The following is a 19,891-nucleotide window of genomic DNA, read 5'->3' on the forward strand; positions in this document are numbered from 1 at the left end:
CCTCAGATACAGTGAGCCTAGCAACGCCGAACAAAGCAGGCGTCGATGAGCGGAGTTGTTCCCACAACCGCCACTGCTAAGCGATACGATAGTGCAACCTATGGAAGGAATTTCTTATGAAGCGTGTTGCTGCATTACTCATATTCACGGCGCTGGCGGGTTGCTCTCACTACAGCTCTAACGACGACCTCACGGAGGTAGGCTCGAAGGGGTACACCGTGCGGTGTGATGCTTCGCCTGCTAATCAGCCGGGCTGCTATGAGCCACCTCCGTCTTTCAACTGGTGGCCAACCGATAAGCTGAAGTTTCAAATCGGCAGGAAATGAGAGGCACCGCCACTCGCGCATGAGGCGCTTCGTGAAGCAGCGCCCAGGCAAAACCCCGCGCTGGGCAGGGTAGAATCAAACCAGCTCGACTAAGCGGCTGGGGTTTCCGGCTCTGGCGCTGCTGCGGGTTCCTTCGCAGTGATCGATACCTTGGCGCTGTAGTCCTTCAGCACCTGGGCCACGCAAACCTGCGCGGTCGGGAACTGGTTCAGGATCTCGCGAGCGCGGGCGTCGGCTTCTTCCGGAGTGGCGTAGCGGGTTTTGTTGGCCGCGTCATAATCGTTGGCAAGGTTGATCGTTACATATGGCATAGGTACTTCCTTTTTCGGTTGGGTAAAATCAATATCCGGTCACATCGACCACTAGATAAGAGGGTACTACCCCGTTATCAGACTGGCCGTTAGGACCAATTTCATTTGGATAGCTTCGAGTCATGCCCCAGCTATCGACTATGGCAGTGCTGATGTTCAATGAACTGCCACTGATACTCGCAGCAGACATCCGGCTATTGCGGGAATCGAGAATGAACACTGCGGGCGCCACCCCCTGGACGACACTGGCGTACTCGGTCAGCAAATACATCACTTGCGGGATGACCGCTATCGTTCTTCCAGGGTAGCCATAGCCGCCGTTCCCGGCCGTCTGCCCGAGGAACTTCAATAACTGCCAACCGGCATCAAAGGCTATCGAACCATCAGCCTTAAATACCTGAAGACCAGTATTGGATACAGGGCCTGCAAGACCAAACACCCAGTAGCTGATAACTGCCCCTGCAGGTGAATCAGTTGAGAACACGACCTCGTTGCCATCCTTGGCAACAATCGCAGTGGGACTGGTACAGGCGAAGGCCACCAGTTCATTGTCGTTGATCGCTAAGTTAGCTCGGGTGGGTCGAGTGTTTGTGACCGAACCATTCGAGTAGTTAGCTGTGGTGAGTTGCCCTCTGCGTAACACAGATAGGTTTGTGAAGTCACTGTCTATCTGCAGCGTCCCGTAGTCGTTGACCGCTTGGAATCCTTCAGGCACCTGAATATATCCCGTAGTAGATGGTTCCCGCTGGCGATGACGTTTCTTGCGGGCTTCGTGGAGGTCTGATCCAAGTAAGCGTATTACCACTTACGCCGAAGCTGACCTGTGATGAAGTTATCAAATCATTACGCCCACCCCCGAACCCAACTGGCGATTTCATCATACCAATAAATGGCACTACGAAAGGCCGCCCATTGGTTAGTTTTGGATTATAAATGCTACCGCTCAGCTGATTCTCAGCCACATCGATGCGACCAATCAATAAACCCACGATTGTAGAAGTATCAATGACTACTTGACCGGCAGCATCGAACACTTGCAGACCCTGCGGCATACAAACCTCTCCAACAAGTAAATGCTACTGACCCTGTTACCAAGTCCCCATGCGCACTCGGACGGCTCCGTTTACCACTACGACAATGCCGTTCCTATTCATGAAGCAATAAGTGTTCGAACTGGTGGGATGCCGGGCAGTAATTTGCCCGTTGGCGAAGTCAGCAGACATGATCGGTGACCCGTAGCTGGTCATGGCCGATGACTGAATCGAACCACCTACGAGCGCCTTCTGGATCGTCGCGGTTGAGATAAACGCCTCGTTCAAGAACACCTGCCCATTCTGAATGGCAAATGGGCTCACAAAGCCGTTCCCGCTCGGATTGAGCACGGCGAACCGATCCGCCATCACAGCGAAGACCGACTGCAGCACTCCACTGCTGTTATCCGCCCCCAAGCCAAACCCGGCAGCCACGTATTGCCCACCAGCTGTTACCTGGAGCCGCACCGAGTACGAGGCGTTGACCTTGTTGTTCAAACTGGTTTGCGCCGTGCTGATCTGCTGCACTGACGCGTTGGTGCTGCCCAGGTTGCTCTGAACAGTGTCAACGCGCTTGCCCAAGGCGGTGTCGGCGTCGGCTCGCGCCGTGACCTCGCTCTGGGCTGCTGCGAGAGCATCATCTGCTTTCGCCTGAGCAGTGGTGATGCGCGTGCTGAGTGCTGAGTCAGCATCAGACCGGGTTTTGGCCTCGTCCTGAATCGCGGCGCTGGCATTCCCAACCGATGTGACCAAACCATTGATCCGCTGCGTTTCCGCCGCCAGCTTGTCGCCTTGCTGGGTGACGTTGACGCTCAACGAGTCAAACGCTCTACCCGATGCTGCAACCGATCTCCGACCGGCTGCGATGTAGGCAATGTCCACCTCACCGTTGGCGTCACCAGAGTTGTACATGTCCAGGCGGATGGCCCAAATCTTCTTCCCGTTCCAGCCGGCATGGCCAGAGAGGTCGAACTCAATGTCCTGCCAGTCTGTACTCGAGGTATTGATGGGCCAGTTGAATCGACGAGCCTCGGCGAGTCCACCATCCTCGTTTGCCCAGTACATAGCCGCACTCGCCCGGCCGGTGTTGCGACGCCGCAGTCTGACGCGGATCAGCGGGTTCTCGGCACCATCGATAACAGGGAATGTGTTGGTAACCTGGATGGTCGTGAACTTGGCTACAGTTGCGTATTGAGGGCCAGCAGTCAGGGCTGCCCCAACCGTATTGGCTTTCCAGCCCTCAACCGAATTGACGAACTCCCAGGTCTGCCCGGCAACAAATGGCTGGGCGTTACCTATCTTCGCCTCCAGGTTGGTAATGCTGGTGGACTGCGCGCTTAGACCAGTTTCCGTAGCCGTAACCCGGTTAGCCACGCTGTTCAACGCAGCCGTCGACGCCTTACTGGCCAGACCAGTCGAGCCATTATTAACGCTGTTCTCCAAAGAAGTTGTTCTGCTAGACACCGACGTTATGTCTTTGCCCTGTTGGCTTACGCTCGAGGACAGGCCGTCAACGACTGTAGATACGGCGCCGATGGCATTGCTATTGACCTGGCCATTGTCTCGCCAGCCCGTAGGTCGTGAACCGTATTCGACCTGTGGCCTGGCAAGCTCGAAGGTCCCAGCAGCGTTACTCCCGCTCGCAGCGTGGGCCCGGTAGAACACCCTAACCTTGGCGGCGCCAGCCGGAGCAACCGATGTGTACGACACGCGATCGCCGGAGACCGACACGGGCACAACCGCCGAGGCCGGAGCAGAGATTACGGTGCCGGCGGCGTTTGCCCACTGATGGAAGATCCTCAATCCCAAATCGCCTGAATCGGAGGTCTTCCTTCCAAAGATCGACGATGTCACCGTCTGACCCGGGGCAACGGCAGGAGCCCGTTCACTTGCTGTGACCAGCGACGTGTAAGGGTTGCCCGAAGCTGTTGTGCCAACGCCCGTGGTGGTGCACCGATATGCATTTTCTGCAGCGTTGAGCCAGGAACTGACCATTGAGGGCGTATAGGTTGCCGTCCCTTCCGGTACCCACCCGTCAGGGTTGTTTCCTGTAGCCAGTTTTATGAAAGCTGGGTTATAGAACAGGTTTTCCCCGCCTAGGTCGCCGATCGAGTTGTCCAGCTGAGTTAGCCGGCCGCTGACTGATGTCAGGCCCTCCTCAGCGTTGGATACGCGACCGGATACGCTGCTGATCGCTACGGCGTTTGCTTGCGCTGCGCTTTGGGCGTTCTTGGCGTTGTCCTTCCAGGCACTGACCACGGTGGATAATTCAGCCTGGGCGCGATCAATCTCGTAGTAGCCGTCACTGGCGGTACCACCCAAAGGCCCTCTGACGCGTAAAAGGAGGTCTGCCCCAATCGTGCCATCTGGGGCAGGAGCGCCCGTGAAGACTGGCCGGTTCCATGCGTCTCTCAGAATGGTTCGAAGCGGCCCATGCGTCCCGACCGTGGCCCCACCGCTGTTCTTGTATTGCAGGTAGATCTCGCTGACCAGATCCTGGGTTCCCCGGACATACGCCGACACTGTCAGCACCTGCCCTGGCGCCATGGATACCCAGCTTGCGTTCGGTAGCGCAACGTCCACATACGCAGAGCCGGACAGCCCCTTGGCATCGATACGCTGCGCTTTGCCGCGAGGATCCAAGGTTGACGGCACCAACGACAGGAGCCGGTTAGGTGCAGCCAACGAGGAGCCGACACGCCAGCCATCAGCAAGGCCGGCAGTTGGCCCCTCTACCTCAAACGAAGGGTTAGGCAGTAGGTTCTCACCGCCAACCTGGCCGAGAGATGCATTGATGCCAGTGATCGCCTCGCCAGCTGCGGTGATGGCTGTGCCCTGTTGCTCTACCTTATTCGTGAGGCTCTGAACGGTAGATGCATCAGCCTTTGTCGCTACCTGGCTCAGGGCATTGGCCGCTGCTGCCGCGGCGTCCGTGGCTACTTTGTCCGAAACTGCCTGCCATGCTGAGCCATTCCACCGCTTGGGTGTGTTCCCACCCCCTGTGGTATCAATCCAAAGGTTCTGGATCTGCTGGTTGATGGCTGAGGGTGCTGAATTTTGGACGATCACTTTGCCTTTGGCATCAGCGAGGCTGTATGCGTCTTGGGCAGCCTTCTGCGCGGCTGACACATTACCGTTGGTGGTATTGAGCCCACCCTGCAAGCTCACGATCGACTGGCCCTGGCTGGACAGCTTTCCTTCGGCTTCGGTGACCGCGTTGCTCAGGCTGGAGACGGCTTCTGCCGAGGCCGAGGCGGAACGCCTACCAACGGCGATATAGGCGATATCGATCTCGCCGCTTGTATCGCCGGAGTTCATCATGTCCAGGCGGATGGCGTAGATTTTCTTGCCGTTCCACCCGGCATGGCCAGATAGGTCAAGCTCGATGTCTTGCCAATCCGTGGTGGTGGTGCTGATGAACCACCCAAAGCGCCTTGCCTCGGCCAACCCGCCGTCTTCATTCGCCCAGTACATCTGGGCACCCGCCCGGCTGGTATTACGTCGGCGTAGCCTGATCCGCAGATAGGGGTTCTCTGCGCCTGCAACGACTGGGGTGAAATTGCACTGAAGGTTCGGGTTTGCAGTCACGGTAGCAAACAACGGGCCTGCGGTTATCGTCCCGTTAGTAGCGGTCGCCACCCAGCCCCTGGTCGAGCCGGTGAACTCCCAGGCACGGCCAGCCACGAATGGCTGGGCGGCACCAACACTGTTTTTCAGCTGCGTGATGTCAGTGCTCTGGCTGCTTATCGCCCCTTCGGCAACTTCCACTCGGTTACCCAGCGACTGCACAGCCGAGGCATCAGCCTTCTTGCTCACGCTGTCGGTCAGCGATGTAAGCGCTTGGCTTTGCGAGCTGATGAGCTGATCTTGGGCCTTGTCCTTGTCCTCGGTCGCCGTTACGCGGCTAGTGACCTGTTGCAGCGCCTGCGAGCTGGCCTTGCCGTCGATGCTGGTCTGCATGCCGTCCATGCGGGTGGCTTGCGACGAGAGTTTGCCCTCGGCATCCGATACGCGCAGACCCAGGCTACTCACTGCAGATGCATCGGCTTTCTTGGCCAGGTTGTCATTGGTCGTAGACAGGCCAGCTTGCAGCCCGCTGATCTGCGACGCCTGGGCGGTCACCTTGCCATCCAGCGTGGAGACATCGGTCTCGACCTTGGAAACGCGCGCAGCCATGCCGTTGGCAGTCACCACCGCCTGGCCAACATCGGTCCAGTAGGTGGCGTTCGGCGGTGGCGTGTTCAGCGGTACCGCTTTTAGGGCCTGGTACAACTTGCCATCGCTGCCCAGGGCGCTTTGGCCGACGCTGTAGGCCTTGTCCTTGCGATAAGGCAGGGAGCCGGCCAGGGCCGAGACGTTCGCGATCTGCTGCTGCAGCTCGGTCTTGGCAGCGGAAACGTCCGCGCTGACGGCCGTGATTTGCTGCTCGAGGTTGCCCTTCACAGTGCCAAGGGCGTTGTTCACGTCGCTGATCTGTTTGGCCAGCTCAGTCTTGGCGGTGCCGATCCGCTCGTTTACCGAGCCAGGACCGTTGCCGTCAATGAGCGCGATCTTTTCGATCTTGCTGGTGAGCTCCTTGCCCAGCTCGCTCTCGGTGATCTGGTCCTTGATCTGCTCGAGGATCGGGCTGGCGTCTGCACTCGCAATGCCGGTAACCACGGTCGGCGCCACAGGGAAGAACGGGCCCACGTTGCCGGACCGATCCACCAGGCGCGCCCAGAAGAAGAACCGCTGACCCGCACGCAGACCCTGCATGACGTGCTCGCTCTGCGGGTAGGCCAGGTCGGCAAGTTTGGTTGCCGCGCCGAGGTCGGTGCCTTCGCTGTACCACAGTTCAGTACGCTCGGTGTCTTCGGCGCCGGCAGGCAGGCCCCACTTGATGCCGATGCCGAACAGCAAGCTCTCGGTTGCCAGGAAGGTGACCGCCGGCGGCAAACCTTCCTTGCCGTTCAGCTGGGTCAGGTTCGAGCTTTTCCAGATCGAGGTGATGTCGAATGCACTGACCGAACGGACGCGGGCTAGGTATGCACCAGCGTAGATACCGACCACGTCCACAGACGCGGCACCAGTGCGCTGCAGGCGGATCCAGTTGCCGTTGTCCTTGCGCCACTCGACATCGTAGGCAACAGCGCCCGCCACTGCCGGCCAGGCGATGGTCATGGTACTGACCGCGATACCCTGGTCGATCATGTGGGCAGACGAAAGCGATACGCTGGCCGGAGGCGCCACGGTAGTCACCGGAATGACGCTGATCGGACGCTCGTCCAGCTTCGCTCCGGTATCGATCGCGGCGAACTTGCTCGGGTTGAACTCGAGCGCGGTGATTTCGTAGTTGCCCTCCTGGGTGCGGGTGGTCTTGAGCACCCGGAAAAGCTGAATGGCCAGGTCGTCATAGTCGATCGCCCACTGCAATTCAGGTTCGGGTTGCAAGCTGTACTCGATGGTGACGGTCACCGCCCGGCCCGCGACGGAGTGCACCGTCCGCGCCTGGGCGGTACCGTTGGGCAGGTTCACGATCAGCCGGTCGCCGGCCTTGATCGGGGTGTCACGGTCCAGCGTCACGACGCGGCCTGCAGCCGAGGAAATACGGCCGCCGTTCGGCCGCCCTGCCACCAACTCGTCCGCCACTGGGATAACGAACCCAGGTAGCGGGATACGGCCCTCCATGCCGGTCTTGAACGTAACGGTGCGATCCTGGCTGTTGCTCAGCAGTGCCCACTTACCGCGGCGCTGGGCCTCGGATGCCCGGGTGCAGCCAATCGCCGAGAGCTCGATTGGGCGGTCCCGGTACCGGCGCTGCAGCGCGTTGTCGGACACCGGAATAACGTCGGTGTCGTAGTTGTTGGCTGGGTTGTCGTAGCTGACTAGGGCCCGGCTGTAGTGCGTGCTGCGCTCGGCGCCGCCATACACGAACTCACCGTCGATCACGTTCGACCGGGTGAAGACGTAGTCGATATCCTGCGCACGCGGCATGTCCGCCTGCATGAACAGCGAACCGTGGGCCCAATACACCATGCCCCGATAGATAGCCGAAAGGTCACGCAGCAGCGTCCAAGCCTCGGCACGGCCCTGCAGGTTCATGTCGCAGAGGAAACGCGGCTCTTGGCCACCCACACCGTTCGGCACAAGCTGGTCGCAGTACTGGGCGATGCGATACATCTCCCACTTGTCGACCATCCACGGCTTGATGCGCTTGCCCAGGCCGAAACGGTCTTCCACGCACAGACCATAGGTCACGAAGGCAGGGTTGTTGGTCCAGGCCAGCTTGAACGTGCCGTCCCACACACCGCTGTAAGTGCGGGTGATCGGGTCATAGGTGCTCGGTACCGGCCAGCGCTTGGCCTTGCACTTGACCGTCACCGCCGGGATGTTCTGGAACTGCTGGGCATCGAACTCGATGTACAACAAGGCCGTGTTCGGGTACCGGATCTTCTGGTCGATGATCTCGGTGTAGCCGGCCACGGTCATGGTATCGGCCACGGTACCGCTGTTTGCGTTCGGCGTGAGTCGGCGCACGCGCAGCATCCACCCGGAAGTTGCCTTGGGCAGATTCACGCGCACCGAGCGCTGGTAGCCGTTGGTGGACTTGCCATCCACGGCGCCCAGGTGAGCTTCGGCATAAGCGCCACCGTCTGTAGCGATATCGATCGCGTACTCGATGCGATAGCCCCTGGTGTCGCCGTTGCTCTCCTGCTTGGCCAAGCGCGGCCAGGACATGCGCACGCGAACAGCCGAGAGCTGGGTGTTGCTCAGGGCGCGCGTGAACGGGTTGTCACTGCGCAGCTCAACGTTGACGGAAGTTTCGTTCTCCACCGACGGGATGCCCTGGATGTAACTCTGCTCAACGGAGCCCGGGCGCCATTCCCATTTCACACCTGGGAAATTCACGTTGCCGCTGGCATCAGCGATCGGGGTGTTGTCGAGGTAGATGTCCCGGTCGGTGGGCACCCCATCGAATTCGCCTTCGCCCACGGCCAGCAGGATCTTGGCGATGTTCGTTGAGCGCAGGCTATCCGGAGACTCTACGGCCTGTTTTGGCTGGCTCTCGCCGCCCTTGGCGCCGACAATTTCCAGGTGATCTACTGGGCCCATGCTTTCCTCCGGGCGAAAAAAAACCGCCAACTGGCGGTCTGTGCATTCTTTTGGCGCTATGCCTTGTCCTGCGCCTCGATCGAGGCGGAGATAATCGCCCCACCCCAGCGTCGTTCGCCGATGCAGATCGGGACAGGGTTGCCGCTTGCTGTGGTGTTCTTGGCGCTGCCGAAGGCGTACGACGGTAGGTTTTCCGGCGCCGCACTTTGGGATAGGCCCTTGGCCTGGGGGCTGAGCATTTGAACGACTCCGCCTGCAACCATTGCAACCCCAACCGGCATCAAGGGCGCATAAAAGAACCCTGCAACGATTAGAACTATGCCAATGATCGTTTGCAGTACGCCGGCGCGCTTACGCCCCTCGACAACAGGGACGATCCTGATTTCCTGTGCTCCGCTTCGGTCGAATTCCTTTTCACCGACGTTTCTTCTGTTTCGGAAGATGGCGAACCTGATGCCTAACCGATCGAGCCTTTTGACCTCATCCTCAAATCCCGGGAGGGTTACCTTGAGAGCCTTGAACGCCTCCCATGTATTACCCGAATCAAGAACTTTTGGATGAGATCTGCCAAATTTCTGCGCCAGTGAGCCTGACAGTTTGATGTTTACACGATGCTGGGCGAGTGCCGACATTTTTCCTCCAGACATGAAAAAGCCGCCCGGAGGCGGCTGTTTAGAATGTGGTGGGCTTGACGCTCACACCTCCATCTCCGGAGGTGTAGATACGATACTTCTTGGTTTGGCCAGGCTTAATCGAAGCCTCTACCTCAAGACGTTCTGCGTTCATACCACAAAGTGCTTTGCCTTCAAGTGAGGCGCCGATCATCCACTCCCCGGCCGGAACGTTGAAATAAGCCTTTTCCTTGGGGTTCAGCCGTGCAACAGGCTCGCCATTGATGAACACAGTGGCATAGCAGCCACCACCCGGGAATCCACTGTCACGGGTGACGATGATCTGCCCACCCCCAGTCACGCTGGATTGATATCCCGTAACCCGATCACTTGGCGCTTGCTTAGCTTGACTCAGTGGAACGGGCGAGGTGGCACACCCCATCAGCAAAGCAGTCCCCAATGCCACGATCAAAATCCGCATGTGATCCCTCCCTGAAAACTGCGAATGTACCATCACTGACTCTTGAGGTGACGCAAGACCAAGCGCGTCCGGTCGAGCCATGGCCCGCCAAACACGATGATTTCCGATGGCCGCCCCAGCAGGTGGTGCAGCATGAATGGGCCCGGCCCGAAGACCTGGCCGGCCTCGCCAGGCAGTTTGGCATTGGCGCCCAAGTAGATGCCCGCATGGTTGGGGTGGGCAGTGCGCCCTACCGCCATGACGATCAAGTCACCACGCTGTGGCTCGCTCACCTGATAGAAGCCGGCGGCTTCATAGGCTTGCTCATACAGGCTCGGTCCGTCAGCATTCTCCCACCAGCCCTCTTCTCGGGCGTAGGCGGGAAACTCCAGCCCCCATTCACGTTTGTACCAGTCAGCACAGGTTTGCCAGCAATCCCACGCACCATGCACGAACGGGCGACCAAGCAGAGGCGTGCTGCCGGTTGGCGTGATCGTGCGCAGGTCACCCTCCGGCCAAGACAGAATGTGCCAGGGCAGGCTCGTGGCCTCGCACATGGCTAGGTCGCGCGGTGACGGCCTGCTGGTGGCGTCGGGATGCGAGTGAACGATGCCAATCACCTCGCCCCGATCTTCGGCTTCGGCATACTGCTCGGGGGCAATTCGGAATTCCTCAGTCGGGTCGTTGGACGCGTTGGTGCATGGGTGATACACCTGCCTGCGGCCTATCTGCAGCAGCAACCCGCAAGACTCGCGCGGGTATTCAGCCGCTGCGTGCGCTCGCACGGCGTCGAGGATGTGTTTGCGCATGGTCAGCTCCGGGCGATCAGCGAGACGGCAGGAAAGCCGCCGAAGGGAAGTTCGTTGCCCTGGCCATGCCGGACCGTGCAGCCAGTGTCCAGGCAGCCGTTGCATTGGTCCTTGGCCGGGTCCGAGGTCGGGTTCCCATCCATGTCGTAGTAGGGACCGGTGAAGCCACAGTTTGGCCCCCGGTACCCCGCCGTCATCGCCCAATGGCATAGCTGAGTCATCTGCCGTCCAATAGTCTCGCCACCCACATCGCCCGGGCTTGCAAGCTCCCAGGCTACAATGGTGCCACTCTCAGACACCTTCTGGTCGATATACCAGACTTCGATTGCCTCCTCCGCCGGATCTGCGGAAGGGTTGCCGCCGGGAAAATTCGCAGCGTCCAAGTACTCGGCGAAGGTGTGCCGCATGGTCAGCTTGAACTCGAGCAAGTTGTCGAAGGCTAAGCACCGCGCGGTGATCCGACCATTGACGTTGCCCACGCTGAACGTCGGCCGCACCGCAGTGCCGTCGGAGTTCGCCTCGATGCCTTCAATCTGCACTGGCCAGGCGCTGTACTCGTTGCCCTGCCACCAGATGGACTTGGCCTGCAGCTGGTCGGCATTGGCGCCGGCTGCACGCAGTTCCTCGGGCGTGTGAGGATTCGCATGGCCATGGAAGCGCAGGGTGTCGGCGCCGAAGTCCGAACCGTCGAGTTCGAACAGCAGCACCTCGTTGCCAGGCTCCAGAGTCTGGATGTCCTTGATCAGTGACATGCTGGTTCCTTATGGGTGAAAAGCCCGCTCGAGGGTGGCGGTCACTTTGAAACGACCACCTCCCACCGGGGTGGGCTTGGGGTCTTTGCAAATGAACAGCCCCAAATCTCCGAGTGGCGTGGTCCACAGAAAAGCCTTAGCCCCGCCGTGCCTGTCGAAAAACTCCATGACTTTGCGTACTTGGGCCTTCGTTCCGGTGACGGTGATGGGGTAGCTGTCTTCCTTGTTGTTGGGCCCGTCGCCCACCACCTGCCGGTACCCACCTCCAAACCGGGATTCGCGGGTGCGGTAGCTGATCTCGGGGGTTTCACCGCGCTGGGTTGGCCAGCTGAATTTCTCGATGGCCATCAGCGCCTCCCGGTAGTGTTTCGATGGCTGACACCACCAGGGCGCCATGAGTCAGCGACCGCTTTCTCGGCAGCCATCTGCATTTGTTTTTGCATGTTCTGCTGGAGCAGCGTTTGATCGAGCTGCATGCCCTCGCTGCTTCTGTCCTCCATGACCAAGCTCACAGGTGCGGATACGCTGATGGATGCGCCTGAGTGAGACCGTCCAGATACCTGCCGGGGAACCGGCATTGGCGACACCAAGCCACCGTCTGCGTAACCGCGGCTATTGAGAGCTGACAGGTAGTCGAGCATTCCAGGCTGGCTTACAACCTCGCGACGCAGGACAAACTCGCCGGCGTGCACAATGCCGGCAGGGTCATATTTGCCGCCCGCACCGGTGTAGCCGCCGGCCGAGAATCCATATGCAGACGAGTAGCCAGTTTGGGAGGCTCCGAGATTTGAGGAAACCGCGCCCGCCGACCCGGCTTCCATGCCATTACCACCGCCACCGCCGAAGTAGGCGGATGCCGCCGTGGCGCCCCAGCTCACCAGACTGCCAAGCAGCCCAGAGGCAGCGCGCTGCGTCTCGATCCGGACCATGTCAGCCAAGATCGACTTAGTGAAGTCTGCGAACGAGAACTTGCCCGTCATGGCAAAATTCACAACCGCATCCTCCATCGAACTGAATGCATTGGTGAACAGGGATCGCGTCTGTCCGGCAACATCCCGGGCCTGCTCCAAGTAAGTCTGGAAGGCAGATGATGCACCCTTGCGCCAGTCACCTTGGGCGGCTGTCATCTGGTCGTAGTTGGCGATGGTGGTTTCCTGCAGGTCCTTCTCGGTCTTGTTCAGGGCCGCCAGCTTCTGGTTGTACTCATCAAGGCTCATGCCACGGGATCCGTCGCCATACTGATTGGCCAGGTCCAGGCGCTGCTGGTTGATGCGATCAGTTATGCCGTACTGCTGGTCCTGGAGCCCTCGCCGGCGATCACCGAGGCCAAGGCTCTCGGCTGAGCGCTGTCCTTCAAGCCTAAGCGCTGTTACCTGCTGGCCGAGCGCATCGGTATAGGTCTGCACTGCCCTAGCCTGCTTAGCCAGCCGGCCCTGCTCGTTTGTGGCAAGCACGGACAGTTCGGTATCGGCATCCTTCTGTGCCTTGACCATCGCAGCGCGGGCATCGGCAATCTTCTGATCAAGCTGGATTCGCTGCTGCGCGCTGGTGCTGCTACGCCCCCTGGCCCTCTCCAAAGCTTTAATTTCGGCCTCGTAGGCGTTTGTGACCTCTGCCTTCTGCTGCTCGATGATGGCAGCCCGCTGGGCGGCGTACGACTCCTGAGAGATCAGGCCGGCCTTCTGCGCCGCATCAAGCTCCTTCTGGTGGTTCTTGTATTCAGCCAGGATGGCGCTCAGCGCATTCTTCTGGTCGTTGAACTCGGAGAGATCTACCGACCCTGTTCGTCCAGCTGGATCCTTGAATTGCTTGGCGATGTCACCCTGCACCCGAGCGATGTTCTCGGGCTTCAGGCGCTCATCATTCGGATTGACCTTGCGGATGGCTTCAAGCGACTTGTAGTAGTCCTTCAGCGCATCGGCTCGCTTTTCAGCGTTCGTCCTGGCGGATTTCTCCAAGGCATCGATCTTGCCAATCGCGGCAACAGCTGCCTGTTGCTGCTGGGAGTCCAGAGCGCGGGCGCTGGCGATCGCCGCTAGCGTGTCCCGCTGCTGAATCAGACCCTTCAGCTCAAGATTCGCGTTGGTCAGCTTCTTCTGAGCATCGCTGTCATCCTTGTCGGCATTCACAGCGCTCTGGGCTGCAGCCACCTGCTGCTGTAAATCGACGATGCGGCTTGCGATATCCTGGTCCCGGCCAATGTTCTTGACCGAATCAACCGTTGCAGCAACCTCGCCACGCAACGCCTTCCAGCCGCGTTCCCATATCGAAAGGTTCTCAGTGACCTCCTTGCTGCGATTCTTAATGGTATCGACGTAGGTGTCGGTGAGCAGTTTGGCGGCTCCGATGGTGTCGCTCTGCTCTTTCAACGCAACGATCTGCGAGTAAGTCGAGGCAGTCAGGAAGTTGTACTGCTCGTTTAGGTCCTTGGCCGCTGCGACCGGGTCCTTTCCGATCTTGACGAACTCGGCGACGGTCTCCTCCACGGCGCGGCCTGTAGCATCGCGCCATTCAAGCGCAGCCTCGGTAATCTCGACGAAGCTGCCGGCAGCTACCTTCCCGCTACCGGCTAACTGGGTCAGGACTTCCGCGGCGGCACCGGTGGTACCCACTGTGGCTGATACCTGAGCAGCCATTCCTGACAACCGGTCAGCAGTAGTGCCCGCAGAGTTGCCGGTAGTGATCAACGCCTTCTGAAAGCCTACCGTCTCTTCGCTGCCCTTGTAGTAGGCATAGCCCAGTACGCCAACGGCAGCTGCGGCGACAGTGAATGGGTTTACTAGGCCAAGCACATAGCCGCCGAGGGCCTTGATGGCCGGCCCGACGCCGCCGAACATGTCCTTGAGCTGCCCGCCCTGCTGCAGCAGCACGGTGAGCGGTGCCTGCCCTCCCTGAAGCGATACCACGATGTCGGTGAACTGAGCTGGCACGTTGCGTAGCGCCGCCGCCGTGGCCTTGGCCGACATACCGGTTTTGTTCAGCGCTGCGTCTGCACCTCCAAGTGCAGTTCGGGCCTGGTCGATCTTTGTCTGGTACTCACCGAAGGTCTCGGCATCCAGCGCGCCGCTGGCGCGGTAGCCCTTGAGCTTCTGCTCCATCTGATCCAGCCGACCCAATGCCGCGACAGTCGGATCAATCTTGCCCAGCAGTTCGTCCAGTGCCTGCCCTTCCTCCCGGTGGGCCCCGGCCGCTCTCCTCGCCGCCTCCGCCTGGCGTTCTTCGGTGGCGATGAGGGCTTGAGCTCGGCTGTTGATGGCCGTCTGACGGCTAGCGCTATCTGAGAGCACAGCGTTCGCCTGGGCGGTGACCTCCACGCTCTGTTCAGTGGCCCGATTGAGCGTCTGAACATACTGGCTCGCCTCCAAAGAGGCTTTGGCCACGGCCAGAATCCTGGCCTGTTGCTCGTCAGCGGACTCAGCGGCACGCCGCCCAGCCTGAGCACCGGCATCCGTGGCAGTAGTCAGCGCCTGCTGGACTTGCCCGGCCTGCGCAGCCTCAGCCCGGAAGGAGCCCATGTTCGCTGCGGCGCTGCTGAATGCCGTGGATGCGCTGGTAACGGCGCGGCCCACGGTAGCCATCTGCTGCGCCAACTCGGCCTGCTTGGCGTTGAGCGTCTGCAGTTCCTGCACGATCTGCCGGGTGTCACCCTGCAGGCCGCCCAGGGTGGTCTCCCAGGCACGACCGGTCTTGCTGGCCGACTCCTCGCTGCGCTTGCCAGCATCCGTCAGCTGGTCGAGGTTGTCCTTGGCCTCGACGGCATCACCGGAGTCGATCTGCAGGCCAAGGGAGGCAATGGTGGTCATGCTTTTCTCCGGGCATGAAAAAACCCGCCGGAGCGGGTTCTAGTGATATATGGGGTTCAGCCCGAGCATATTTTTCATGCTCAATAGTCGGCCGCTCATCGCTTCAGTGATCGTAAAGCTTGAACTCCCGGTCAACCCAGATCACATGAAAAATTCGACCACTCCGGTAGCCGACCATTGCGACAAGGTCATATGCCCGGAATGCGAGTAGCCTAACGTCCTCGGTGATAAACGAAGGCAGCGCAGGTTTGATGATGTGCCTCGGTATCGTCTCTGTACCGTATCCGTGTCGATCAAGCTGCCGTATCTCACGCCATGTCCGCTGACTGATCCGGCGAAGCCGCTCAAGCATCTTCGCTCGCTCCTCTTGCTGACAGTCTTGAATGCACCAACCATTCTGCAGGTACTCGAACGAGAAGACTGGCGGCTTGGTGTCAGAGTCATCGACCTCAGTTGCGGGCGAGGTCCGAGGCTTGATATGGCTGCCAGCAGAGTCTCGTCCCTTGATTCTCCTCCCGGCCATCTGTCAATTCACCAAATTTTCGCGGAAGTAGGCCTTCATTTCCTTTTGAGGGATCTCGTGGCTATGACTGCCTTCCTCATAATTGTCCTTCCAAGGATCTTCTTCATGAGTCAGCTGACGAAGCTTCCACGCGGAATACTGGCCGTAGACGTCGTAGACCTCTCGAATCAATCTGCGCTGCGCCCGGCTCAACACCTCTGGATCGAAGGACTCGTTTGGAGGAATCGGATTGGAGCCGAAGTCACGAAATTTTCGGTAGAGGCTAGCCACTACTGGTCCGTGCATCCAAGCCTCGACAGGCTCGTCAAACAAAGGCGCGTCATTAAGCGCCAAGCTGAACCCTTGGGCGTAGTACACGAGCTTCTGAAGCTTCAGATTCGAGATTTCGCCACCATCTCCTTCCAGATGGAGGAAATATTCGGCTACATCCAGGCTTTTAGGCATCCGGCCCCCTTGCGGTCGATTCATCTTGGATTTGTATATACACAATCAAAGTGGGGCGCGATATTGCAGCAGTCAAGTAGCGACGTCAAATTGCCACCCAATCATTCGACCAGCGGAGTAAACGCTCAATGGGCATCATGCATCACCGAGAGCGCCTCCACCTCCATGACGCGGAGATCGGGAAAAATGTCGGTGAGGTCGCGGCGCTTGATGCCGAGCATCGCGGCAGTTGCAGGTATGGCGGTGTAGTCCAGGCCAGACGGGGCGCCAGAAGCCACCCGCCACTGGGTGCCAAGGGCATCGAACAGGCGGAAGGCTGGCCATGCATCTGGCCAGACCTCCACCTCCTCCTCCTCGATGTCATCCAGTGTCAGCCCCAGCGCCGCCAGTTGCTCGGCGGAGGGCCCACGCTCGTAGCAGGCCCGGGCCGCCGCCCTCAGTTTCCCAATCGGGCCGGGCTGTAGGCAGCCTGGAAGGCGTCGATGACGGCCTTTGGCGCCCCCGTACAGGTACGGACCAACTCGAGGATCGCTTTCTGGCTGAACTTATCCTCCAGGTCCCACCCGGTGACGATTTCGCCCAGTTGCTCAGCCTGCAGAGCGATCTCACCGGCGGTCACCTCTTCCCAGGTAGCGTTGTCGGCCTTGGCCTTCTCCGCCCAGGCGTCGCGCGCTTTGTTCCAGCGGTCAAACATGCCGGCCAGCGTCACCCGGTCCATGTAGCGGAACTCGAATTCCACTGGCACTGGATCTCCACCGATTCGAGGCACCTGCACCTCGGCGGTAAACGTCGGGTTCTGCGCGATTTTGATCTTCGCCATGAGGTTTCCTTAGGCAGCAGCCAGGTAGCGAACCGGACGACCCGAGAGCGCGATGCTGATGGTTCGGGTCATCAGGTTGTTGCGCTCCATGGTCGGGGTTGTGGTGATGCTCACGTAGCCCGGATAGAGGATCTGGTCGCCGTTGGGCAGCTTGAGGCGGACGACCGTCAGCTCTTTGCTATCGCCGTAGGCTTCAACCAGGCCCACGTAGGCAGCGGCTGGCTGATCTTCGACAGTGATCGACAAGGTGATGGGGTTGCGGTTGGTGGGGAACTGGCGATCGTCATCGTCCTCCAGGTACCCGACGGTGAGGTACTGCTGCTCGCCGCCGGAAGAGGTGAAGGCGGTCACCTTCGAGATCTGAGCCCAGTTGGTCACAGGGATCACAGACCCGACACCTGCGCCGGCGGTGTACTTGTCGGCGTTGGTGGTATTCAGGCCAGCCATTGAGAATTTGTCAGCGGCAACACTGGCAGCGCGGACCGCGCGGTCGTTGATAAGCGACCAGCCAGAACTGACGACCAGGACGTCGCCGTTCTTGATGTTATGCCCTGCGGCGGTGGCGACTGGAGGTGCAGCGTTGGTCAGAGCGGTGAAGGCAACGGCAGCGGCGAGTACGCTGGCGATTTCCAGCACAGAGCCGTTCGGCAGCGGGAAGCGTGCGGCCATGGGTATTTCCTCTTGAAGTTTCGCCAGGTGGCGGATGGTTATGCCCCTACGGGCGATTGGTCCGCGACGCCGCGGTAGGTGAAGCTGGTCGGGACCGTATAGGTCGCCGACTCGGTAATGGTTGGGCCCTGCTCCAGTGGCTCGGTGAGCAGGCCTTCGAAGCCGCTGCGGCTTAGCTCTGTATCAACCCGGAACAGGCTGCTCAGCTCGTCGACCAGTGATTCGGCAACGCCCAGGGGCTGGCCTGCCGGGCAAACGATGCTGATCTGGTAGACGCCGGTGTATTCGTAGGCGTCGCCGCCCAGGTATCGGCAGGTGGTGCTGGCCGGCAGTAAGTAGGCTCGAAGGTAGGTCTCGCCGGACCCGGCCTCGAATCCCTCTTCGAAGTTGGCGACCCGAATCGGGCGCGCCATCGCCCAGGCCATCAGATTGATCTCGATGGCCTGACGGGCTCGCGCATGGCTCATATGCTGTTATTCCTGATGGCCTCGTCGACAATGCGCTGGAAGTTAGCCAGGGTGACCCTGACCATGCCGGCCGGGGCCTGGGTTGAATGCCCGTATTCCAGCGGAACCGCGTAGGCCAGATTGTTCACGATGTAGGCCGTCTGGCCGATGGTCAGCGCCTGCACCTGGCTCAGCAGCGCAGCAATCGTCTCGCTGCCGGATGGGTCGATACGGTCAAGCTCTTCAGTAGCAGGCGAGTCGATGGAGAACTGCCAGTTACCCCGGAAGCGGCCACCGACGTAGCCCTGGCCGGATACCAGACCATTGACGTAAAAGTTCTGGTCACGCTCGGTCTTGGTAAGCGGCTTGGCGTAACGCACGCCCCGCCTGAGTTTGCCCGAGTTGGTGAAGTTGCTCGGATTCTGGTTGATGGCCTCATTGCGCGCTGCGACCTTGGCGTCATAGCGGTCAGCCTCGGCATTGCGGGCTTCTCGGTGCGCCAGGTTGGCCGCCCAGATCTCCGGGTTACCCACCGGAGACATGCGGATTACGCTGCTGCCAATCTCGATCACGATCTCGCGGAAGGTGGCGTCCAGCGCTTCCTGGGCCTGCTCGGCGAAAGCGCGGATGCTCTCGGCGAACCCACCCTCAAGCCCGCCATAGCGCTGGGTCATGTGTGATCCGCGGGGCATGTCACTTCCTCAGTTGGACGGTCCAGGTAGCCTTGGCTGGGTCTTCGGAGACGTTGAGCGCCCGAAACCCGCTGATCAGGTCACCGATCTTCGGTACGGCCGGGGTGGCTGTCACGGCATCGGCTTGCCCTTCGAACAATTCGTTCTGCAGCACCAGGAGCTTCACATCCTGGGTCTGGATACGTGAGCCGTCGATCTCCTTGGCCAGGTAGCTGCCGAACACGCCGCGCCCGATGTAATGGATGGTCGAGGCCGGTACGGTGCCGCCGATCTCGGGGTCATATCCGCCCTTGACCGTGCGACTGCCGGCAACGGGCTTCACCGCGTCGGCAAGGCCGTCTGGATCATCGAACGCTTCCGCCAAATCGGCCTGCAGTTCTTCGCGCATGCCCATGGGTCAGATCCTCTTGAGCATCACGGTGCCGGCGCGGCGGGTCCAGGGCGCGATGAGGTCGAGGGCGAAGTTCTCACCGGTCGAGCGATCAACAGACCCCGCAACGTAGGTCTTGCTGGTCGAGGTGCCAGCTTGGGCCGACACAGTCTTGCTCTGCACTTCGCGCTGGGTGTCTTTGTAGAGCTTGCCTGCTGCGGCCAGCTTGGCCACCTGCGCACCGGCGGACTTGATGGCGTCCGGCACCACCTCAGGCACCGCGCGCTTGATCTTGGCCGTGAGCCAGGCGTTGGCCATGGCCACGGCAAGGACCGCATCACCGGCACCTGCCCAGCCCTGGCCGAGCTTTGCATCGACGTCAGCAACGGTGATGAAGTCGGTCATCGCTTACTCCTGCGGGATCAGGGCTTGCAGGTCGGGCTTCTTCGCGCTGGCGTCGAACTCGATACCCTTGGAGGTGAGCCACTCCTTCAGTTCGGCGGCGTTCATCTTGTGCGGGTCGGTTTCAGACTGGTCGCCCCCGGATTGCTCGCCAACCTTGATGCCGGCCGCCTCGTAGGCCTCGACGATCTCGGGTGCGTCACCCTCGATAACAACCTGAGTTGCTCCGTCGATGACTCCGAAGAACTGGCTTAGGAGTCGGTAACAAACGCCGCGCTCACGGCCGGGCTTGTCGGTGTAGATGACTTTCATGGTGGTCTCCTGCGCAGG

20 protein-coding genes are annotated in these 19,891 nt (G+C 60.2%); 1 reads left to right on the forward strand and 19 read right to left on the reverse strand.

The window, feature by feature from the left end; genetic code table 11:
- Positions 1-415: 415 nt before the first annotated feature.
- The 10 genes from B2Y33_RS15105 to B2Y33_RS15150 are packed head-to-tail and all read right to left on the reverse strand — an operon-like array spanning position 416 to position 14,772.
- Positions 416-637, reverse strand: a complete 222-nt coding sequence (locus tag B2Y33_RS15105) for a hypothetical protein (RefSeq protein WP_206405314.1) — start codon at positions 635-637, stop codon at positions 416-418.
- A gap of 28 nt (positions 638-665) precedes the next feature.
- Positions 666-1,352, reverse strand: a complete 687-nt coding sequence (locus tag B2Y33_RS15110) for a hypothetical protein (RefSeq protein WP_206405315.1) — start codon at positions 1,350-1,352, stop codon at positions 666-668.
- Positions 1,345-1,689: a hypothetical protein gene (locus tag B2Y33_RS15115; RefSeq protein WP_206405316.1), complete on the reverse strand. Its 345-nt coding sequence runs from the start codon at positions 1,687-1,689 to the stop codon at positions 1,345-1,347. Before B2Y33_RS15115 ends, B2Y33_RS15110 begins: the two co-directional genes overlap by 8 nt.
- Before the next feature lie 36 nt (positions 1,690-1,725).
- Positions 1,726-8,760 carry a phage tail protein gene (locus B2Y33_RS15120; RefSeq protein WP_241194881.1) on the reverse strand — a complete coding sequence of 2,345 codons (7,035 nt, stop codon included), beginning with the start codon at positions 8,758-8,760 and terminating at the stop codon, positions 1,726-1,728.
- 56 nt (positions 8,761-8,816) lie between these two features.
- The gene (locus B2Y33_RS15125) at positions 8,817-9,392 is read right to left on the reverse strand and encodes a tail assembly protein (protein WP_206405317.1); all 576 of its coding nucleotides are present in this window, start codon (positions 9,390-9,392) and stop codon (positions 8,817-8,819) included.
- A 40-nt stretch (positions 9,393-9,432) separates the two neighbouring features.
- On the reverse strand, positions 9,433-9,852 hold the full coding sequence (locus B2Y33_RS15130; protein ID WP_206405318.1) for a hypothetical protein: 420 nt from the start codon (positions 9,850-9,852) through the stop codon (positions 9,433-9,435).
- A 32-nt stretch (positions 9,853-9,884) separates the two neighbouring features.
- Entirely contained in the window at positions 9,885-10,640 is a 756-nt protein-coding gene (locus B2Y33_RS15135) for a C40 family peptidase (RefSeq protein WP_206405319.1), read from the reverse strand.
- 2 nt (positions 10,641-10,642) lie between these two features.
- The gene (locus tag B2Y33_RS15140; RefSeq protein ID WP_206405320.1) at positions 10,643-11,392 is read right to left on the reverse strand and encodes a phage minor tail protein L; all 750 of its coding nucleotides are present in this window, start codon (positions 11,390-11,392) and stop codon (positions 10,643-10,645) included.
- Positions 11,393-11,401: 9 nt separating this feature from the next.
- Complete coding sequence (locus B2Y33_RS15145; RefSeq protein ID WP_206405321.1) at positions 11,402-11,740, reverse strand: phage tail protein; 339 nt, start codon at positions 11,738-11,740, stop codon at positions 11,402-11,404.
- Positions 11,740-14,772 carry a phage tail tape measure protein gene (locus B2Y33_RS15150; RefSeq protein ID WP_288633077.1) on the reverse strand — a complete coding sequence of 1,011 codons (3,033 nt, stop codon included), beginning with the start codon at positions 14,770-14,772 and terminating at the stop codon, positions 11,740-11,742. The genes B2Y33_RS15145 and B2Y33_RS15150 overlap by 1 nt, the downstream gene beginning before the upstream one ends.
- An 18-nt stretch (positions 14,773-14,790) precedes the next feature.
- Between B2Y33_RS15150 and B2Y33_RS15155 the strand changes: the two genes are divergently transcribed.
- Positions 14,791-15,213 carry a hypothetical protein gene (locus B2Y33_RS15155; RefSeq protein WP_241194894.1) on the forward strand — a complete coding sequence of 141 codons (423 nt, stop codon included), beginning with the start codon at positions 14,791-14,793 and terminating at the stop codon, positions 15,211-15,213.
- Positions 15,214-15,721: 508 nt separating this feature from the next.
- On the opposite strand, the gene B2Y33_RS15160 is transcribed toward B2Y33_RS15155, so the two are convergent.
- From B2Y33_RS15160 to B2Y33_RS15200, 9 genes are all read right to left on the reverse strand, one after another.
- A complete protein-coding gene (locus B2Y33_RS15160; protein ID WP_206405323.1) occupies positions 15,722-16,162 on the reverse strand; it encodes a Panacea domain-containing protein in 441 nt (146 codons plus the stop codon).
- Positions 16,163-16,287: 125 nt separating this feature from the next.
- Positions 16,288-16,602, reverse strand: coding sequence for a DUF1799 domain-containing protein (locus B2Y33_RS15165; protein ID WP_376743992.1), 315 nt, complete (start codon positions 16,600-16,602; stop codon positions 16,288-16,290).
- Positions 16,599-16,982 carry a phage tail assembly chaperone gene (locus B2Y33_RS15170; RefSeq protein ID WP_206405324.1) on the reverse strand — a complete coding sequence of 128 codons (384 nt, stop codon included), beginning with the start codon at positions 16,980-16,982 and terminating at the stop codon, positions 16,599-16,601. Before B2Y33_RS15170 ends, B2Y33_RS15165 begins: the two co-directional genes overlap by 4 nt.
- A 9-nt stretch (positions 16,983-16,991) precedes the next feature.
- Positions 16,992-17,651 carry a phage tail protein gene (locus B2Y33_RS15175; RefSeq protein ID WP_059183913.1) on the reverse strand — a complete coding sequence of 220 codons (660 nt, stop codon included), beginning with the start codon at positions 17,649-17,651 and terminating at the stop codon, positions 16,992-16,994.
- Positions 17,652-17,689: 38 nt separating this feature from the next.
- Complete coding sequence (locus B2Y33_RS15180; protein ID WP_206405325.1) at positions 17,690-18,118, reverse strand: phage tail terminator-like protein; 429 nt, start codon at positions 18,116-18,118, stop codon at positions 17,690-17,692.
- Positions 18,115-18,789 carry a hypothetical protein gene (locus B2Y33_RS15185; RefSeq protein ID WP_132578439.1) on the reverse strand — a complete coding sequence of 225 codons (675 nt, stop codon included), beginning with the start codon at positions 18,787-18,789 and terminating at the stop codon, positions 18,115-18,117. The genes B2Y33_RS15180 and B2Y33_RS15185 overlap by 4 nt, the downstream gene beginning before the upstream one ends.
- Position 18,790: 1 nt before the next feature.
- Positions 18,791-19,183 (reverse strand): hypothetical protein, encoded by a 393-nt coding sequence (locus B2Y33_RS15190; protein WP_132578441.1) that lies wholly within the window; start codon positions 19,181-19,183, stop codon positions 18,791-18,793.
- 3 nt (positions 19,184-19,186) lie between these two features.
- On the reverse strand, positions 19,187-19,564 hold the full coding sequence (locus B2Y33_RS15195) for a hypothetical protein (RefSeq protein ID WP_132578443.1): 378 nt from the start codon (positions 19,562-19,564) through the stop codon (positions 19,187-19,189).
- A 3-nt stretch (positions 19,565-19,567) separates the two neighbouring features.
- Complete coding sequence (locus B2Y33_RS15200; RefSeq protein WP_132578445.1) at positions 19,568-19,873, reverse strand: HeH/LEM domain-containing protein; 306 nt, start codon at positions 19,871-19,873, stop codon at positions 19,568-19,570.
- Between the last annotated feature and the right edge of the window lie 18 nt (positions 19,874-19,891).

The organism is Pseudomonas sp. UBA5666 (assembly GCF_002420785.1).
GTDB classification, from domain to species: Bacteria; Pseudomonadota; Gammaproteobacteria; order Pseudomonadales; family Pseudomonadaceae; genus Aquipseudomonas; species Aquipseudomonas fulva.

What these genes read in the sequence shown, in the direction of transcription:
- B2Y33_RS15105 (WP_206405314.1), bottom strand. Translation starts at nt 637, where the DNA reads ATGCCATATGTAACGATCAACCTTGCCAACGATTATGACGCGGCCAAC.
- B2Y33_RS15115 (WP_206405316.1), bottom strand. Translation starts at nt 1,689, where the DNA reads ATGCCGCAGGGTCTGCAAGTGTTCGATGCTGCCGGTCAAGTAGTCATT.
- B2Y33_RS15120 (WP_241194881.1), bottom strand. Translation starts at nt 8,760, where the DNA reads ATGGGCCCAGTAGATCACCTGGAAATTGTCGGCGCCAAGGGCGGCGAG.
- B2Y33_RS15125 (WP_206405317.1), bottom strand. Translation starts at nt 9,392, where the DNA reads ATGTCGGCACTCGCCCAGCATCGTGTAAACATCAAACTGTCAGGCTCA.
- B2Y33_RS15130 (WP_206405318.1), bottom strand. Translation starts at nt 9,852, where the DNA reads ATGCGGATTTTGATCGTGGCATTGGGGACTGCTTTGCTGATGGGGTGT.
- B2Y33_RS15135 (WP_206405319.1), bottom strand. Translation starts at nt 10,640, where the DNA reads ATGCGCAAACACATCCTCGACGCCGTGCGAGCGCACGCAGCGGCTGAA.
- B2Y33_RS15140 (WP_206405320.1), bottom strand. Translation starts at nt 11,392, where the DNA reads ATGTCACTGATCAAGGACATCCAGACTCTGGAGCCTGGCAACGAGGTG.
- B2Y33_RS15145 (WP_206405321.1), bottom strand. Translation starts at nt 11,740, where the DNA reads ATGGCCATCGAGAAATTCAGCTGGCCAACCCAGCGCGGTGAAACCCCC.
- B2Y33_RS15160 (WP_206405323.1), bottom strand. Translation starts at nt 16,162, where the DNA reads ATGCCTAAAAGCCTGGATGTAGCCGAATATTTCCTCCATCTGGAAGGA.
- B2Y33_RS15170 (WP_206405324.1), bottom strand. Translation starts at nt 16,982, where the DNA reads ATGGCGAAGATCAAAATCGCGCAGAACCCGACGTTTACCGCCGAGGTG.
- B2Y33_RS15175 (WP_059183913.1), bottom strand. Translation starts at nt 17,651, where the DNA reads ATGGCCGCACGCTTCCCGCTGCCGAACGGCTCTGTGCTGGAAATCGCC.
- B2Y33_RS15180 (WP_206405325.1), bottom strand. Translation starts at nt 18,118, where the DNA reads ATGAGCCATGCGCGAGCCCGTCAGGCCATCGAGATCAATCTGATGGCC.
- B2Y33_RS15185 (WP_132578439.1), bottom strand. Translation starts at nt 18,789, where the DNA reads ATGCCCCGCGGATCACACATGACCCAGCGCTATGGCGGGCTTGAGGGT.
- B2Y33_RS15190 (WP_132578441.1), bottom strand. Translation starts at nt 19,183, where the DNA reads ATGGGCATGCGCGAAGAACTGCAGGCCGATTTGGCGGAAGCGTTCGAT.
- B2Y33_RS15195 (WP_132578443.1), bottom strand. Translation starts at nt 19,564, where the DNA reads ATGACCGACTTCATCACCGTTGCTGACGTCGATGCAAAGCTCGGCCAG.
- B2Y33_RS15200 (WP_132578445.1), bottom strand. Translation starts at nt 19,873, where the DNA reads ATGAAAGTCATCTACACCGACAAGCCCGGCCGTGAGCGCGGCGTTTGT.